The sequence below is a fragment of the Rasiella sp. SM2506 genome (genome assembly GCF_050859505.1).
In the GTDB taxonomy this organism is placed as follows: domain Bacteria; phylum Bacteroidota; class Bacteroidia; order Flavobacteriales; family Flavobacteriaceae; genus Marinirhabdus.
Genome location: NZ_CP193934.1, coordinates 2,243,957 through 2,261,550, shown reverse-complemented (window position 1 = coordinate 2,261,550; position 17,594 = coordinate 2,243,957). Strand labels below are relative to the sequence as shown.

Here is a 17,594-nt window from a genome sequence, read left to right as displayed (position 1 = left end):
CTATGAGTGCAACGCTATTTAAAAACGCAACCATTGTAGACCCAACAAGCGAACATCATCTTAAAAAGAGAGATGTTTTAATTGAAAAAGGACGTATTAAAAAAATAGCGAATACTATTTCCAACCCTAAAGCAAAAGAAATAAAGCTTAAAAATCTTCATATTTCTCAAGGTTGGTTTGACAGTAGTGTATGTTTTGGCGAACCAGGCTATGAGGATAGGGAAACTATACATAACGGACTTAAAACTGCCGCTAGTTCAGGATTTACAGCTATTGCTTTAAATGGCCTTACCCTACCCGTAGTAGACAGCAAATCTGGAATTCAATATATAAAAGCGAAAAGCGCTGGGAATGCCGTTAATGTGTATCCCGTTGGAGCCCTTACCGTACAAGCACTGGGAAAAGATCTAGCTGAATTATTCGATATGAAATCTGAAGGTGCCGTTTCATTTTATGATTATCAATTACCCATTGAGAACGCTAACCTGCTGAAGATAGCACTACAGTATACACAAAATTTTAAAGGTCTGGTGCAATCCTTCCCAATGGATCCTTCCATAGCAAGAAAAGGATTGGTAAACGAAGAAATAAACAGTACCAAACTGGGTTTAAGAGGCATTCCTGCACTTTCGGAAGAGTTGCAGATAACGCGCGATTTATATCTCTTAGAATACACAGGGGGAAGTTTACATATCCCAACTATCTCAACTAAGAAATCGGTACAACTTATAAAAGACGCAAAAAAGAAAGGACTGGATGTAAGCTGTAGCGTTTCCATAAACAATCTCTGTCTTACAGATGATGAGTTACATAGCTTTGACACCAACTTTAAACTACTACCTCCGCTAAGAACTGAAAAAGACGTAAAAGCACTTTTAAAAGGGTTAAAAGAAGGAATAATTGACGGCGTAACCAGCAACCACGACCCAAGAATTATAGAAGATAAAATAACCGAGTTTGACCATGCTGCTTTCGGAAGTATTGGTTTAGAAAGCTGTTTTGGCGCCCTAAACCAAGCCACCAATCTGGAAACAACAGTAAATGCACTTAACGGTCTTAAAAATAGATTTGGGATTGAAACACACTCAATTACAGAAGGATCCAAAGCAGACCTTACTCTTTTTAACCCTGACGGAGTAATGCAGTATTCAGAAGAACATAGTATGGCAACTTCAAAAAATGCCGCGATGCTGGGTAAAACGCTAAAAGGAAATGTCTATGGGATTGTAAATAACAATAAATTAGTTTTAAATGACTAAAGTTCCTGCAGGTAAAACAAAAGCGGTCATTGCCTACATCACCTTTATTGGGTTTTTTATTGCGTTCTCCATGAACAAAGACAAACCAGAGCCCTTTGCTACGTGGCATATTAAAAACATGTTTGGTTTATTACTGTTATTATTAATAGCCGTTGTGACGCAATTTCATATAGATTTACTTATTGGAGATATCATCTACTGGGTAACAGCAGCATTTTGGGTGTTCTCTTTAGTGATGGTTAGCACTAATAAAAAAGAGGGAATTCCATTTTTAAGTAAGAAGTTTCAGACCTGGTTTACATTTTTAGGATAGATTTTTGTATCTTTTTCCTTTTAATAACAACCCATGGAAAATTCGAACATCGTTGAAGAAGGCAAAACTATCGCCATAATTTCTTATGTAACACTCATAGGCCTTATCATTGCTATTGTAATGAATAATGATAAGAAAAATAGTTTTGCGAGTTATCATATAAGACAAAGCATTGGAATTTTAGTCCTATACTTTCTGGTTTGGGTATTTTTCTACATTGTATCGTACATTTTTTATATTCCTTTTTTATCGACAATTTTATATGTAGGTGTACTCGTTCTTTGGATTTTAGGAATTTTAGCGGCCGTACAAGGTGAAACTAAACCTGTACCATTAGTAGGTGAAAAATTTCAAGAATGGTTTAAAAATATTGGCTAACCACTAATTCACTATAACTTCCCTATTTTGAAGCCGCTGTTTTGTAACTTGCGGCTTCTTTTATTTTACCTATGAAAAAACAAACCCTTTCCCTGGAACACAACATTCGATTTGCTGAACCTTTTGCTGAAAAATCACCTGTAATTATTATGCTTCACGGTTTTGGAAGTGACGAAAACGACTTATTTTCCTTCGCTACCGAACTGCCAAAAGAATATACTATTATTTCGCTGAAAGCTCCCATTCCTATGCAACCCTACGGAAATGCCTGGTACAATATTTATTTTGATGATACCAGAGGAAAATTTAGTGATGATGAGCAAGCCATTACTTCACGGGATCTGGTGGGGAAATGCATCGATGAAATAATTTCCAAATATAAAGTTTCCGAAGAAAACGTGACGCTTTTAGGCTTTAGTCAAGGTACTATTCTAAGCTTTGCCATAGCATTAAGCTATCCTGAAAAAGTACAACGTGTAGTGGGATTAAGCGGCTATATAAATGAAGGAATTTTGAAAGAAGGCTATAAAAGCAACGATTTTAGCAACTTAAAAATATACACCTCCCACGGAAGCGCAGACCAGGTAATACCCGTTTCCTGGGCACAGAAAACAAAGCCTTTTCTGGAAAATTTAAACATCCCTTGCAAATACTCTGAATTTCCAGTAGGACACGGTGTAGCTCCTCAGAATTTTTATGAATTGAAAGAATGGTTAGAAAAGAATTGAACCTGACCCGTCGATACAATTACGCAGAAAAAACGAAATCACTCAAAAACCTTTTGTAGTTGAAACCGAGCCTAACTATAAAAGGTGTCTGAGTGATCCCGATGCGATAGCAATAGGAATTGTATCGAAGACCTAATTAGGATACAAAACACCTTCCATGGTTCTCAAAGAGAGCTCGTTATTTTCATCGAAGAAATACTCAATAAGAACTTCTCCCCAATACGTACCGTCACTAAAATCTGCAATCACCCAGCGGTGATTTAAAAATTTAATTTTATTAATCCGCATTTTCCCTTCCATCCCATCTACTGGCACTAACGGATTTCCATTGGGTGCAACGTTTAAATCATATATTTGATCGCGCACCATATTTTGAACTGCATCGGCTTCCAGACCTAAGTTTTCTAAATAGGTCATCGCTTTGTCGTTCTTCATTAAGTTGAAATAATTCAACTCTAGAATAGCATCATCTTGCACATTCATTAAAGAATCTGCTTCTTTCTTCTGCTTTGTTAAACTGCTAATTTGTTTTTCCTGACTTTCGAAAATGGACTTTTCATTCATATACTGAAATATGATAAACAGTATGGCAAAGAAAAACAGATACATAAATATTTTATTTCTCATCTTAGGTAATTTTTAGTATTTCTATACAGATTATTTAACTGAAATTTTAAGTCCATCGTATGCCAAGTGTATATTTTTCGGCAATTTTGCTTCCACTTCCTCATGGAACCCTAATAAATGACTAATATGTGTAAAATAGGTTTTCTTCGGATTAATTTTTTCGACCAAAGCTAAGGCTTCATCTAGATTAAGATGTGAGTAGTGTGGTTTTTCTCGCAAGCAACTTAAAACCAATACTTCGGTATTTTTTATTTTCTCTATTTCGGTATCTGAGATTGTTTTCATATCGGTTAAATAGGTAAAACCCTCAATTTTGAATCCTAAAACAGGTAGTTCTCCGTGTAAAAATTCAATAGGAATTACCTCTTTTTCAGCTAGAAAAAACGGTTTGTTTTTTTCAATAGTAATTTCCGAAATAGTGGGAGCACCTGGGTATTTATTTTCAGTTTCAAAAATATAACCAAAACGTTGGTGTAAGGATGTAAACACCCGCTTGTGTGCATAAAAGTCTACATGTCCTTTCTGAAAAGAAAATGGCCTAATATCATCCAATCCCGCAGTATGGTCACTATGTTCATGGGTAAGAAGAATGCCGTCAATAGCTTTTACATTTTCACGCAACATTTGTTGCCTAAAATCCGGCCCACAATCTATAACATATCTATGCCCATCCCATTCCAATACTACTGAAACCCGCAACCTTTTATCACGCGGGTCGTTACTTAAACATACGGGATGTGAACTGCCAATTACAGGAATACCCTGTGAAGTTCCAGTCCCTAAAAATGTAATATTGAGCTTAGTTTTCATTAGGACAAAAATAACAGTAATTTTTTTAGTTTGCTTAGCCTATTCGTTACCTTTGTTACAGCACAATTAAATAGTGTAGTATGCCAGACATGATTAAGGGGGATAAGGAATTTGAAAATATCCCTTCCATAAGAAATAAAGCGTTCCGAATTAACCTGAACGAGAATATTTACGGCACCTTTGCCGAAATTGGCGCAGGACAAGAGACAGTTCGTAATTTCTTTAGAGCAGGTGGTGCTTCTGGTACCATCGCAAAAACAATGTCGGCATATGACAAAGATTTTAGCGATGCCATTTATGGCGTTGAAGAAGATAGTAGGTATGTAACCGAATCGCGTCTCAAGAAAATGCTGAACCACGAGATGAACCTTATTGAGGAGCGCATCGTACGTGAAAAACACCCTGAAAAATTATTTTTTGCCTACGCTAATACCGTTGCTACTATTGACTTTGCAAAGAAATATAAAGGACACGGATGGTTAGGTATACGATACCAAACTAAGCCTGATGAAGACTACAGTGAGATAATTTTACATATTCGTTTTCACGAAAATGATGCTGTAGCACAACAAATTACGCTCGGAATTTTAGGTGTGAATTTAATTTATGGAGCTTATTACAAGTACGATCAGCCACGTAAATTACTTCGATATCTTTATGATCATATCGATAAAGATAAAATTGAAATAGACACCATTAATTTCTCAGGACCTAAGTTCGACAAGGTAGATAATAGATTAATGAGTCTTCAACTTATTAAGAACGGGATGACAGATGCAGTGATGTTTGGACCTGATGGAAATAACATTCTTCCTGCCCGTATTTTATATAAAAAGAATATTTTGGCGCTTCGCGGAAGTTTCCGCCCAGTTACTAAAGTAAACATTGATATGTATGAGAAATCATACGCTATGTTCCTAGAAGAAAATAGAGTTGAAAAAGAACGTACCGAAGTAATTTTTGAAATCACACTTTCAAATCTTAGAGCCGAAGGAGAAATAGACGAAGAAGATTTTATGGACCGCGCACGACTGCTCTGTTCATTAGGGCATACCGTAATGATCTCCAATTTTCAGGAATACTACAAATTGGTAGAATACTTCTCCCGCTACACCAAAATGCGCTTAGGATTGGCTATGGGAGTAAATAACCTGGTAGATATATTTGACGAAAAATATTACCGTCATTTAAGTGGAGGGATTCTGGAAGCTTTTGGAAAACTATTTTTCAAAGATTTAAAAGTATATCTCTACCCTATGCGAGACCCAGAAACAGGCGAATACACGAACAGTGAAAACCTGAAGGTACATCCACGTATGAAAGAACTCTATAAGTTCTTTAAATACAATGGAAAAGTGGTAGATATAAAAGATTTTAATCAAGACATTCTTAATATTTTTTCAAGAGAAGTGCTATCTATGATTGAAAGTAATGAAGATGGCTGGGAAAAAATGCTTCCAAAAGGGGTTTCTGAAATTATAAAAGAAAAACACTTATTTAGTCATCAAGATGACTTAAAGACGGAGATTGTTGAGAAGTAGGGGTTAAAATTAAAAAATGCCTCCTTGGTCGCTTTCGACACCTAATTAACAACACAAGTTTTTTACATAAAGAATCTTGAAAATTTATAAAATGGTAACTTTCATTTAAGTACCATACAAATTATAAAACCCCGTCTTTCGATGGGGTTTTTTCTATTGTAAATTCCTGGACGCTATCACTTTAATAATTTAAGCTTCAAGAATCTGTGCTGCGTGATCCTTAGTTTTTACTTTATCAATAACGCGTTCTACTTTACCCTGTTCATCTACTAAAAATGTTTTACGATGAATTCCATCGTACTCTTTACCCATAAATTTTTTGAGCCCCCACACACCAAATGCGTTGATTACTTTTTTATCTTCATCGGCTAATAACGGAAAAGGAAAGTTGAATTTATTTTTGAAGTTGGATTGTTTCTTTTCACTATCGGCACTTACGCCTACTAAAGAATAGCCTGCATCCTGAAGTTCTTTATAATTGTCACGCAAGTTGCAAGCTTCGGCTGTACAACCTGGTGTGTTAGCTTTTGGATAGAAGAAGACAACTAGTTTTTTTCCTTTATAATCTGAAAGAGATATTTTGTTTCCAGCTTCATCGTTTACAGTAAAATTTGGCACTGTATCGCCAGCTTGTAATGTTTTCATCGTTTATTTTTGTATAAAATTAGGCATTCAAATTAAATTGCTGGTAGGTTTACAGAAAAATTAAGATATTTAAACTTGCCTACAATACACCACAAACCACAAACACTTTCAATGACCAAGCAAGAAAAGGTACAGTTCGTTATAGATTCATTAAATGAAATCTACCCAGAGATTCCTATTCCGTTAGATCATAAAGATCCATATACGCTTTTGATTGCAGTCTTGCTTTCTGCACAAAGCACCGATGTTCGCGTAAATAAAATTACGCCACTCCTGTTTGAAATAGCAGACAATCCGTATGATATGGTAAAACTTTCAGTAGAAGAAATACGAGATATCATAAGACCTGTGGGACTTTCCCCTATGAAAGCTAAAGGGATTCATGGACTCTCTCAAATTCTAATTGAGAAATACGACGGTAAGGTTCCAGAAGATATTTCAGCATTAGAAGAATTTCCAGCTGTTGGGCATAAAACGGCTAGTGTTGTAGTGTCTCAGGCCTTTGGAATTCCCGCGTTCCCGGTAGACACCCATATCCATAGACTCATGTACCGCTGGGGATTTACCAACGGTAAAAATGTAATCCAAACCGAAAAAGATGCTAAAAGATTGTTTCCAATAGAAATATGGAATAAATTACACCTACAAATAATCTGGTATGGACGGCAGTATTGCCAAGCGCGTGGTTGGGATTTGGAAAAGGATCGTATTACCAAAACTATTGGCAGAAAAACGGTTCTACAAGAATATTATAAGAAGAAAAAAAAGTAATGAGAACAAGACACAAAAAACCCCGAAAGTGGTGAATTTTCGGGGTTTTCCAAAGTTTAGTTTAGAAGTGCTTCAAACTTCAATTTATTATAATCTATAACACTTAAAGCCTTCGAATAATCCAGGAGAAACTTAATCGTCTCTCCCTTAGGAACCAAATTTTTCTCCACGTGTTCCGGTAGTGGCGTTTCAGAGTACATTTTTTGCATAGAACGTATTTTTGAGGTTAATGTTACCTAATAACGGACTATGGAAATGTTTATTGTGTTAGTTTGTCAATATAATATTATGCTTATCAATTACTTTACGCAAATTAATTAGTGCATAACGCATTCTTCCTAGTGCAGTATTAATACTTACACCCGTTTGCTCGCTAATTTCTTTGAAACTCATATCCTTATACATACGCATAATGAGAACTTCTTTTTGATCTTCTGGAAGTTCCTGAATGAGTCTTCGAACATCATCTTCTACCTGGCATTTAATTAGCCTTTTTTCAGCATTTAAAGAGCCGTCAGACAGTACCGAAAATATATTGAAATCGTCATTATTTTCAAATTTCGGCATACGATTGCCCTTTCTAAAATGGTCAATAACAAGATTATGAGCAATTCGCATTACCCAAGGTAAAAATTTACCTTCTTCATTATAAGCACCACGTTTAAGTGTTCTAATAACTTTTATAAAGGTATCCTGAAAGATATCTTCGGCCACATCGCGGTCAAAAACCTTGGAATAAATAAAACTGTAAATCCTTTGTTTGTGACGAGTGATTAGATCGCCTAGTGCAGATTCATTGCCTTGCATGTATGCACTTACCAAAGATGCATCGGTAACTATGCTTTTTTTCATATTAATACTTTCTAAATTAAACAACTATGCTTTTTGGTCGGCGTGTTGCTTGTTCAATAAATTTTAAAAGTAATAATATGCTATAGGCAATAATTTAAATTAATATCGTTGAGAGGGGTAAATATAACAACAAAGGATTGTGAAATGCAAATAATTTATGAGTTTTTTCTTAAATTAATTATAAAATTTACATGCAATACTTGGTAATAGCCTACAAAACCACTGGGTTTGTTAAGCTTTTCTTAATTTGAAATAAATACCTTACATTTTAGTTATTTACAGCCAAAAAACACATTTACACTCCTAAAAGATGCTTCTATAGTGGTATCTTTGCACCTTTATTTTACCAAGCAAATAAAAGACAAAAAGCATCTAAAAAATCTTGAAAATCGAAACCTTAGACACTAAAAAGAATATTATTATTCAAGGGGCAAAATTGCATAACCTAAAGAATATTTCGGTGGCCATCCCCAGAAACAAGCTGGTGGTGATTACAGGACTTTCAGGTAGTGGAAAGTCCAGTTTAGCGTTCGATACTTTATATGCCGAAGGACAGCGGCGTTACGTAGAAAGCTTATCTTCTTATGCGCGTCAATTCCTTGGGAGACTGGACAAGCCAAAGGTAGATTCCATAAAAGGAATAGCGCCCGCCATTGCTATTGAACAAAAAGTAAATACCACCAATATCCGTTCTACGGTCGGAACCTCAACCGAAATATACGATTACCTAAAATTACTTTATACGCGAATTGGAATTACATATTCCCCTGTGAGTGGGAATGTGGTAAAAAAAGATTCGGTAAGTGATGTTATTGAACACATTAAAGCCTTTTCTGAAGGTGAAAAACTCCTCCTCCTCGCTCCTATTCACCTAGAAGAAGGCAGGACGATGGAAAATAAAATACAAGCGTTAGCCCAACAAGGATACTCCCGTGTAAAAGTAAATGACACAGTAGTTAGAATTGATGAATTAACTAAAACGCTTCCCAAAAATATACAGTTAGTTGTAGATCGTGTCATTACCAAAGATGAAGAAGATTTTTACAATCGTCTTGCAGATGCTATCGAAGTTTCATTTTTTGAAGGAAAGGGCGAGTTATATATTGAAAATCTTGGAGACGGAAGTATTCGCGAATTTAATAATAGGTTTGAAGCAGACGGGATAATTTTTTTAGAGCCTAATGTGCATTTGTTCAGTTTTAATAATCCGTATGGAGCATGTCCTACCTGTGAAGGCTACGGAGATGTCATTGGAATTGATGACGAATTGGTCATACCTAACACAGCACTCTCCATTTACGACAACGCCATCTTCCCTTGGCGAGGCGATAGTATGGGTTGGTACCGGGATGCTTTTGTAAACAATGCCTATAAATTCGATTTTCCTATTCATAAACCGTGGTTCCAACTTACCGAAGAACAAAAACAACTCGTATGGGAAGGCAACGAGCATTTTGATGGATTAAACGATTTCTTTGCATATTTAGAATCTAAAAATTATAAAATTCAGAATCGGGTAATGCTTTCTCGCTACCGAGGAAAAACAAAATGCAGTACCTGTCACGGTAAAAGATTACGTCCTGAAGCCTCGTACGTAAAAATTAATAAGACTTCCATTCAAGATTTGGTGAACAAACCACTAGATGAACTGGCTGTGTTTTTTAAAGAGCTTACCTTAAACAAATACGAGCAGAAAATCGCCAAGCGATTGCTGCTTGAAATTAATAATCGCCTTGCGTTCTTAATGGACGTAGGCCTTAGCTATCTCACCCTTAACCGAAAAAGTAACACACTTTCTGGCGGGGAATCCCAGCGAATTAATTTAGCCACTTCGCTGGGGAGTAGCTTGGTTGGCTCCATGTATATTCTGGATGAACCCAGTATTGGACTACACCCAAAAGATACCGAACGCCTGATTGTTGTTTTAAAATCGTTACGCGATTTGGGCAACACAGTAATCGTGGTAGAACACGATGAAGATATCATGAAAGCTGCCGATGAGATTATAGATATTGGTCCTGAGGCTGGAACTTTTGGTGGTGAAATCATGAACCAGGGAACCTTTGCTGAAATATTAAAAGGCGACTCACTTACGTCCGGGTATTTAAATGGAAGCCTTAAAATTGAAATCCCTGCAAAACGACGAACTTCAAAAAGTGCCATTAGCATTACGGGAGCAAGACAAAATAACCTTCAAAATATAGATGCCACATTTCCATTAGGTGCTTTTACTGCTGTAACTGGTGTTTCTGGTAGTGGTAAAAGTACATTAGTAAAAAAAATTCTATATCCCGCACTACAAAGAGAAATTAGTGGCTTTGGCGAAAAGCCAGGGCAATTTAACGCTCTGGAAGGAAGTTTCAGCAGTATTAAAAACGTAGAGTTTATTGATCAAAATCCTATTGGGCGTTCCAGCCGAAGTAATCCGGTTACCTATATCAAAGCCTACGACGACATTAGAAACTTGTATGCTTCTCAAAAGCTGAGTGATATGCGTGGGTACAAAGCCAAACATTTCAGTTTTAACGTAGATGGCGGTCGTTGTGAAACGTGTAAAGGCGAAGGGGAAGTCACCATTGAGATGCAATTTATGGCCGATGTACACCTGGAGTGTGATACATGTAATGGGAAACGTTTCAAAAAAGAAATTCTTGAAGTAAAGTTTCACGATGCAAACATTAACGATTTGCTACAAATGACGGTAGATGACGCTATTTCATTCTTCCGCCAGCATAGCGAAACTAAAATAACCAACAAACTACAACCCTTGCAAGATGTAGGTTTGGGCTATGTACAATTAGGACAAAGCTCCTCTACCCTTTCTGGGGGTGAGGCACAGCGCATTAAATTGGCTTCTTTCCTAATTAAAGGGAATACGAAAGAAAAGGCACTCTTTATTTTTGATGAACCTACTACAGGACTACATTTTCATGACATCAAAAAATTACTAGCTTCTTTTTATGCCTTATTAGATAATGGCCACACCGTAATTGTCGTGGAGCACAATCTCGACCTTATTAAGTGTGCAGACCATATTATAGACTTAGGTCCCGAAGGTGGAACCAAAGGAGGTAGAATTGTAGCACAAGGAACTCCTGAAGAGGTTGCAAAAAGCCAAGAATCTGTAACGGCTCCTTATTTGAGAGAAAAGCTTCAATAACAAAATAACCCTACCCTTCTAACTATTAGTTTCTTACATTTTTGGCACGGCTCTTGGTTTTCTTAAACCACAGCGCAATCCAAGACCGCTTTATGTTTTGGTTCATCTTATATACTTCAGTTATGAAAAAAATAGCTCTATTAGTAGTCTTGTTCCTTGTTGGAGCCGCTACCGAGACAAAGGCTAACCAATTAAACAGTGTAGAAAACAAACCTGTAAACGATTGTAACCACGCAGATAAAATTCAGTTTGTGGAAGACCACGTTATTTATACCATTGCTGCAGACGGTTCCTTTACGTTCGATATTTTAGACAACCCAAAATATTATAAAGAAAAAGAGCATAAAAACAAACATGGAAAACCTAAAAACCACAAAAAACAGCACTCGCATTACAATCCGAAAATTGTAACAGATCGATATGGTAGAATACGTGCTATAAACAAAACATATATCTCCTACTACCATAATGGTAAAGTACATACTATTGGTGATGTTCCTATGCGTTACTATAGAGGTGATCTGGTACAAGTGGGCGACATGGAACTTGTTTACAACCGTTTTGGTGAAGTAAGAAGTACAATAGGTCACGTAAACAAAGAAAATAAAAAGTTTTGGCACGAAGGTTGGTATGTATATAATGACCGAGATGGAAAAAGATTTAATGATGAGAATATCGGTAGAAGAATAAGAACACAATAAGAATATAGTTTTTTGGTTGGTTAGTTAAACCCGCTGCTTTCAATCTTTGGAACAGCGGGTTTTTATTTCACTGAAGATTTCAGCAAAACCAATAGCCTTCTAAATCCTATTGCTGATAATCAACCAGTTAAATTTTTGGCACGGTCTATGTTTTATAAGTAAATGTATACGCTGACCAAAAAATTAAAGCAAGTACAAACCTAAATTTCCTTATTATGAAAAAACTAGTTTTATTATTCTGCAGTATGTTTCTCATCGCTGGTGTGGCTAAGGCCAACAATAATGTTGATGAAGAAACCACATTGAATGCGTACGACGGTAAATCGTATATTTTTACTGAAGGAGCCGTAGAGTTTTCGGTTTTTCCAGATGGTCAGTTCGATTTTGTCTACGTAGGTGGCAATAACGGTAACAACGTAAATGTAAACGTAAATACGCCAGGCGTGAGTGTTTCATTTAACTCTGGGTACGATTATGATGTATATGTACAGTATGACGATTACGGAGCCGTTGTTCAGGTAGAGGATGTTCCAATTTATTATGATGAATTTGGACGCATCATCCAAGCTGGCCAAGTTGAAATTCGCTACAATAATCGTCGTATTGTAAATGTTGGAAGTCTAGTAGTTCATTACAACAACTACGGATATTTTTCACACAGCACGGGATACATTAACCATTGGAACCGTTATTATGTATACCGCCCTTGGCACGTATATTATGCGGCACCCATATATTCAAGTTGTGTTGTCTACGATTATCCTTACAGACAATATTATACACCACACCGGTATTCTTGGGGGCACCACAAAAATTATTATAAAAAAGGATACGCTCATGGGTATGCTAATGGTAGAAGGGATTTTCATAGACCAGGAAGCCGTACACATTATCAAAATGGTAGAACTGCTGTAAACAGAGATTATAACCCAAACCGTAGAAATACCATGGTTTCAAACTCAAGAAATAGTGGTAGATCAGGGGTATCTAACACTAGAAATGACCGTGGGAATTCTAGAATAAATAACACACGTGGTACTGTTTCAAATACTACTAGAGATAATACCATTAGAAACAATAACACAAGAGGTACTGCAACTAAGCAAAGAAGTACTAACAATACCCGCGGAATTGCAAAAAACAGCAATAGAGAGACGATAAATAAAAGTCCTTCAACTGGCAATAGTCGTGGTACTACTACTAATAGTAGTTCAAAAGCTACGCGTGGTACCGTTTCAAACTCTAGAGGCACTGCTACTAGCAACAAATCGATAAGAGGAACACAAGCTACTAGAAAAGTTGCCACTAGTCGTACTTCTCCTAACAGAGCCGTAACACAAAAAAGAAGTACAAACACAAATAGAAAAGTTGCAACCTCTAGAAATTCGAGTAATCGCACGGCATCAAAGAGTACTGTAGCAAAAAGAAGTAATAATGTAAGTAAGTCCAAAACTCCTACTTCACGAAGCAAGACAAGTTCTCGTAGTGGAAATACCAAAAGAGGCAGAGGACAATAAGAATTTTTGGTTGGTTAGTTAGAAATCCCTGTGATTCGTATATACGATGAGCAGGGATTTCGTATTTAAAGCTGTTTAAGAATTTGCGCCATCTTTTCGGATAAATACTGTCGTGTATATTTTGAAATATTTGCGACAATACCCTGCACACCATCTTTTTTAAATTCGGAATAGTATTGTAGAATTGAATTTTTGAGCGCTTGCTTTTCTGCTGAAGTATAAAACTTTCCACTCCTAGATTCTTCTAAAACGGCTTTAATATCACTGCCTTCTGGGCCAATGGCTATGATAGGACGTTCGGCCCTGATGTATTCAAATAATTTTCCAGGAATGATAGCGCAGGTTTCCGGGCTGTCAATTTCTAACAATAGTAATAGCTGTGCATTGTGTTGTAACTGAAGTGCCTCTTTATGTGAAACATATCCAACATTCCGAAGGTTTTGAGACAACCCAAAACTTGAAATACTTTCTAAAATTTCTTCACCTACTACTCCTGCCAAAACTATTTCAAGGTCGTCTCGAAATCCTTCTACTTTACACGCTAATTCATTTAAAACTTCCCATAACAGTATGGGATTGCGTTCGCTTAATAAAGAACCGATGTGTGCGATAGAAAATTTAGCATCTAGATATGTAGTAATAGTTTCTTTTCTTTCAAAACCGTTGGTGACTATCCTCACAGGACGTTTTGTAATCGCTTGGAACTCTTTTTTAGTAGTAGGACTTGTTACTGTTACAACATCGGCAGTTTGTAATATTTCAGCTTCTAGTTGCTTGTGTTTTCTTCTGGACCTCTTAGTTAATTGTAACGAGTCGTGATAGTGAATAGTGGTCCAGGGATCTCTAAAATCTGCTAGCCATGAGACCCCTATTTCTTTTTTAAGCTGAAGTCCAATTAAATGCAAACTATGAGGAGGGCCAGATGTAATGATCGTTTCAACAGGATTTTTAGCCAAATATCTTTTTAGAAATACAACTGAAGGTTTTACCCAACCAACTCTAGCATCTGGAATAAAAAAATTACCTCGAATATAGAGCAGCAATTTATCTAGTACCGAAAGATTTTTCTTGGCAATAATACCACTACTCATCTGCTTCGTTTTCTTTTTTGAAAACCATTTGGCAAATTTATAAGGCTCGTTTATGGGCTGGCTTATCATCTCAATATCCGAAGGTATTTCAGCTAAAAAACTTTCGTCCCGCAACGGATAATGCGCATCTTTCGGAATATACACTACGGGTTCAATTCCAAATTCCCTGAAATATTTCACAAAGTACAACCATCGCTGTACACCTGGCCCTCCTGCAGGTGGCCAATAATAGGTTATGACGAGGACACGTTTCATTAAGAATCGATTTCCTTTTTACCTTTAAAAGTAAAATACAAACCGCCCAGCAAGGCTAACAGTAAAAGAATACTACTACCCAAAGCAATTCTACTTCCTTTTTTAACCACAGCCGCCTCAAATTTGAATTCGATTTTGTTGTTTCCCGCAGGGATTGTCATGCCACGTAATAAATAATTAACACGGATATAATTAGCAGGTTTTCCGTTAATGTAGGCATTCCAACCTTCGGGATAATACACTTCAGAAAAAACAGCCAATTGTGGGCTTGTGGTACTCGCTTCGTACGTTAAATGGTTGGGTTGATGAGCTACCAATTCTATCATTGCAGTACTATCGCGCTGTATAGTGGACAGCGGTAGTATATCTTTAAATTCCTGATGAACAATCACAGTTTTCTTAGTATCCAAACTATCTAGTAATTGAATCTCTTCATTAGAAGTTTCAGCAAACTGCAAATTTTCTACAAACCAAGCTGGCCCGTTAGTATAGGGATTACGTTGCGCTACAGGACCACCGCCTTTGTTTTGCACGATAAAGTATTTTACATTCAGCATATTCATAATCCCTACATCACCATTGTATAAGTAGAAATCTGCAATATCCTGCATTCTACCTGGTTTGGCGGCGTGATACCCTCCTAATGCATTGTGGTAAAAACTTGCTGCCCCACTATTAAAAGCATCGTTTGTCGCATCATAAACTCTAAAATGGCCATCGTCTTTCAGAATCATTTCGTCCGCACTACTCATTGGGAAAGGTTGTTCCATAATCCGTTTTTGCACAAAATCTTCGTTATTTACATAACGCCTGTCTACGCCCACCAGATCGAACAACACCAACAAGACTAAAACACCAATAACAGCGGTTTGTTTCAGCTTGTCTTTTAAGAAAAACCACAACGCTCCAGCGGCTACTAACACTAAAATCAATGAGCGAAAGGCATCGGTCATAAATAAAGAAGCGCGGTCTGCCCGAACGGCTTGTACCAAATCATTCCCCAATTGCTCCCGAATACCAGCGTCATAAGGACTCGCAAAATCGAATCCCGGGATGGCGCTCTTCAACAGCATAAAAATGAGGATGACACCGCCTACTATTCCAGCGGAAAACAATAATGCCTTTTTGCGCTTTTCCTCCTTGGTGAATTCGCTAAAAAACTGATGCAACCCTACTACCGCGAGTACAGGTATAATTAATTCTATCAAGACTTGAATAGAGGATACAGCTCTAAATTTATCATATAAAGGAACCGTATCTACAAAAAACCGTGTAAGGGTATCAAAATTATCTCCCCAAGATAAAAACAGACTTAATAACAAGCCTGCAATAGCCCACCATTTAAATCTACCCCGCACTAAAAACAAAGCTAACACCGCCAAGAATAATAAAATCGCACCTACATACGCTGGAGCAGCCACAATGGGCTGATCTCCCCAATACACAGGTAATTGCTGCAAAACCTGATTGGCATCTTGTGGGGACGCACCCATTTTAATGAGAGTTTCTACTGTTTCACCATCCTCTGGTAAAGGTTCGCTACTACCACCACCCATAAAACGAGGAATAAGTAGGTTAAAGCTTTCTAATTTCCCATAACTGTACTGGGTAATATATTCGTAATCTAAGCCTTCAACGGCTTCTTTTTTGGTTCCATCTGGGTTAATGGTGAGCTCGCTTTTTCCCCTTGTAGAGGTATCTGCGTATTCTTTTGTTGCTAAAATATTGGTAGCGTTAAGGCCTACGGCTATTAGTACTCCAAGAGCCATTACCCCAATTGCTTTAAAATAATGTGGGAGCATTTTTTTCTTTACTGCATCTATCAAATACGCAATACCTATACAAAAAACCAATAGTAGTAAATAATAGGTCATCTGGAAGTGATTGGTCACCAACTCTAGTCCCATGGCTACGGTAGTTAAGAGGAAACCCCAAAGATATTTACCTCTAAATGTGAGAAAAATTCCGCTTAAAACCAATGGCATATAGGCTATGGCGTGTGCTTTTGCATTATGTCCTACTCCTAAAATAATAATGAGATAGGTAGAAAAACCAAATGCTAAAGCTCCTAAAAAAGCTAGCTTATAATCAACTTTCAGCACCAGAAGAAGAATATACATTCCTATAAAATAAAGAAAGAGATAATCTGCTGGGCGTGGTAAGAACCGAAGCGCCAAGTCTAATTTCTTAATATAATTGTGTGGATATTTAGCTCCTAATTGATAGGTAGGCATCCCTCCAAAAGCGGAATCTGTCCAATAGGTTTCTTCGCCTGTGGTTTCTCTGAAATCGCTTTGTTGCTTAGCCATTCCTGTGTATTGCACAATATCACTCTGGAAAATTGCTTTGCCTTGCAACACAGGACTAAAATACGCCAAGGAAGCAATGACAAAAAGTAGTAAAACAACGAGATGGGGAAGAAATTTCTTTACTGAAACGTTCATAAATGAGTAGCTAAAATAGAGGTGGAAAATTACAAAAAAGTAATATGACTTTTATAAGAAGCTGAATATTTAATAATTTCAGATGTAAACAGTCTTTTTAAACCACTTAATTTTGAAGTTTTAATTTTGGCGTTTGGTATTTTCAGCAGTTCCTAGGTCGCAAATAATGCTTCTTGTGGTATTCAATCCACTTCCTCAAAATCTACATACTCTCCAACCGTCTTAGAAGTTTTTCGAGTATTGGGCGCATCTTTGTCTATCGTTACCTTACCTTCCTTTTTAGCATTTTTAGTATTTGTAGTTTGCTGAAAGGGGGAATCGCCAAAAGGATTGGCACCAAATGATTTTTCAAATCGTTGCCCCATTTTTTTTGCGATATATTTAAAAAGATATGGTTTTGCCAATTTCCACGAAAAGCGAAGAGCAAAAAATACCAAAAGTATGATTAGTACCGTTTTAAGAAAATCCATAATACCGATAATAGCTTTAAACTTCAAAAGTA

General features: G+C 36.9%; 17 protein-coding genes. 9 read left to right on the top strand and 8 right to left on the bottom strand.

The window, feature by feature from the left end; translation table 11 throughout:
* The first annotated feature begins 2 nt into the window (after positions 1 to 2).
* The 4 genes from ACQ2HF_RS10205 (at position 3) to ACQ2HF_RS10190 (ending at position 2,678) form a co-directional block, all read left to right on the top strand.
* Positions 3 to 1,259, top strand: coding sequence for a dihydroorotase (locus tag ACQ2HF_RS10205; protein ID WP_432410323.1), 1,257 nt, complete (start codon positions 3 to 5; stop codon positions 1,257 to 1,259).
* Positions 1,252 to 1,572: a hypothetical protein gene (locus ACQ2HF_RS10200; protein WP_432410322.1), complete on the top strand. Its 321-nt coding sequence runs from the start codon at positions 1,252 to 1,254 to the stop codon at positions 1,570 to 1,572. Before ACQ2HF_RS10205 ends, ACQ2HF_RS10200 begins: the two co-directional genes overlap by 8 nt.
* A gap of 33 nt (positions 1,573 to 1,605) precedes the next feature.
* Positions 1,606 to 1,950 (top strand): DUF4870 domain-containing protein, encoded by a 345-nt coding sequence (locus tag ACQ2HF_RS10195; RefSeq protein ID WP_432410321.1) that lies wholly within the window; start codon positions 1,606 to 1,608, stop codon positions 1,948 to 1,950.
* Positions 1,951 to 2,021: 71 nt separating this feature from the next.
* On the top strand, positions 2,022 to 2,678 hold the full coding sequence (locus ACQ2HF_RS10190) for an alpha/beta hydrolase (protein ID WP_432410320.1): 657 nt from the start codon (positions 2,022 to 2,024) through the stop codon (positions 2,676 to 2,678).
* Positions 2,679 to 2,810: 132 nt separating this feature from the next.
* Here ACQ2HF_RS10190 and ACQ2HF_RS10185 read toward each other — a convergent pair whose 3' ends face one another.
* Positions 2,811 to 3,305: a hypothetical protein gene (locus ACQ2HF_RS10185; protein ID WP_432410319.1), complete on the bottom strand. Its 495-nt coding sequence runs from the start codon at positions 3,303 to 3,305 to the stop codon at positions 2,811 to 2,813.
* 30 nt (positions 3,306 to 3,335) lie between these two features.
* Positions 3,336 to 4,115 carry an MBL fold metallo-hydrolase gene (locus ACQ2HF_RS10180; RefSeq protein ID WP_432410318.1) on the bottom strand — a complete coding sequence of 260 codons (780 nt, stop codon included), beginning with the start codon at positions 4,113 to 4,115 and terminating at the stop codon, positions 3,336 to 3,338.
* A gap of 80 nt (positions 4,116 to 4,195) precedes the next feature.
* Here ACQ2HF_RS10180 and ACQ2HF_RS10175 point away from each other — a divergent pair, with 80 nt between their 5' ends.
* A complete protein-coding gene (locus ACQ2HF_RS10175; protein WP_432410317.1) occupies positions 4,196 to 5,656 on the top strand; it encodes a TonB-dependent receptor in 1,461 nt (486 codons plus the stop codon).
* A 189-nt stretch (positions 5,657 to 5,845) separates the two neighbouring features.
* On the opposite strand, the gene bcp is transcribed toward ACQ2HF_RS10175, so the two are convergent.
* Positions 5,846 to 6,301, bottom strand: coding sequence for a thioredoxin-dependent thiol peroxidase (gene bcp, locus ACQ2HF_RS10170; RefSeq protein ID WP_432410316.1), 456 nt, complete (start codon positions 6,299 to 6,301; stop codon positions 5,846 to 5,848).
* A gap of 111 nt (positions 6,302 to 6,412) precedes the next feature.
* Between bcp and ACQ2HF_RS10165 the strand changes: the two genes are divergently transcribed.
* Entirely contained in the window at positions 6,413 to 7,072 is a 660-nt protein-coding gene (locus ACQ2HF_RS10165; RefSeq protein WP_432413080.1) for an endonuclease III domain-containing protein, read from the top strand.
* Between the two features lie 56 nt (positions 7,073 to 7,128).
* On the opposite strand, the gene ACQ2HF_RS10160 is transcribed toward ACQ2HF_RS10165, so the two are convergent.
* Entirely contained in the window at positions 7,129 to 7,281 is a 153-nt protein-coding gene (locus ACQ2HF_RS10160) for a hypothetical protein (RefSeq protein ID WP_432410315.1), read from the bottom strand.
* 58 nt (positions 7,282 to 7,339) lie between these two features.
* Positions 7,340 to 7,924 (bottom strand): RNA polymerase sigma factor, encoded by a 585-nt coding sequence (locus ACQ2HF_RS10155; protein ID WP_432410314.1) that lies wholly within the window; start codon positions 7,922 to 7,924, stop codon positions 7,340 to 7,342.
* Positions 7,925 to 8,306: 382 nt separating this feature from the next.
* Between ACQ2HF_RS10155 and uvrA the strand changes: the two genes are divergently transcribed.
* The 3 genes from uvrA to ACQ2HF_RS10140 all read left to right on the top strand — a co-directional run bounded on the left by uvrA (position 8,307) and on the right by ACQ2HF_RS10140 (position 13,302).
* Positions 8,307 to 11,084, top strand: a complete 2,778-nt coding sequence (gene uvrA / locus ACQ2HF_RS10150; RefSeq protein ID WP_432410313.1) for an excinuclease ABC subunit UvrA — start codon at positions 8,307 to 8,309, stop codon at positions 11,082 to 11,084.
* Between the two features lie 122 nt (positions 11,085 to 11,206).
* On the top strand, positions 11,207 to 11,785 hold the full coding sequence (locus ACQ2HF_RS10145; protein WP_432410312.1) for a hypothetical protein: 579 nt from the start codon (positions 11,207 to 11,209) through the stop codon (positions 11,783 to 11,785).
* Between the two features lie 215 nt (positions 11,786 to 12,000).
* Positions 12,001 to 13,302, top strand: a complete 1,302-nt coding sequence (locus ACQ2HF_RS10140; RefSeq protein ID WP_432410311.1) for a hypothetical protein — start codon at positions 12,001 to 12,003, stop codon at positions 13,300 to 13,302.
* A gap of 65 nt (positions 13,303 to 13,367) precedes the next feature.
* On the opposite strand, the gene ACQ2HF_RS10135 is transcribed toward ACQ2HF_RS10140, so the two are convergent.
* The 3 genes from ACQ2HF_RS10135 to ACQ2HF_RS10125 all read right to left on the bottom strand — a co-directional run bounded on the left by ACQ2HF_RS10135 (position 13,368) and on the right by ACQ2HF_RS10125 (position 17,562).
* Positions 13,368 to 14,648: a glycosyl transferase family 1 gene (locus tag ACQ2HF_RS10135; RefSeq protein WP_432410310.1), complete on the bottom strand. Its 1,281-nt coding sequence runs from the start codon at positions 14,646 to 14,648 to the stop codon at positions 13,368 to 13,370.
* Positions 14,648 to 17,092, bottom strand: a complete 2,445-nt coding sequence (locus tag ACQ2HF_RS10130; protein ID WP_432410309.1) for a hypothetical protein — start codon at positions 17,090 to 17,092, stop codon at positions 14,648 to 14,650. Before ACQ2HF_RS10130 ends, ACQ2HF_RS10135 begins: the two co-directional genes overlap by 1 nt.
* A gap of 182 nt (positions 17,093 to 17,274) precedes the next feature.
* Positions 17,275 to 17,562: a DUF4834 family protein gene (locus tag ACQ2HF_RS10125; protein ID WP_432410308.1), complete on the bottom strand. Its 288-nt coding sequence runs from the start codon at positions 17,560 to 17,562 to the stop codon at positions 17,275 to 17,277.
* Positions 17,563 to 17,594: the final 32 nt, after the last annotated feature.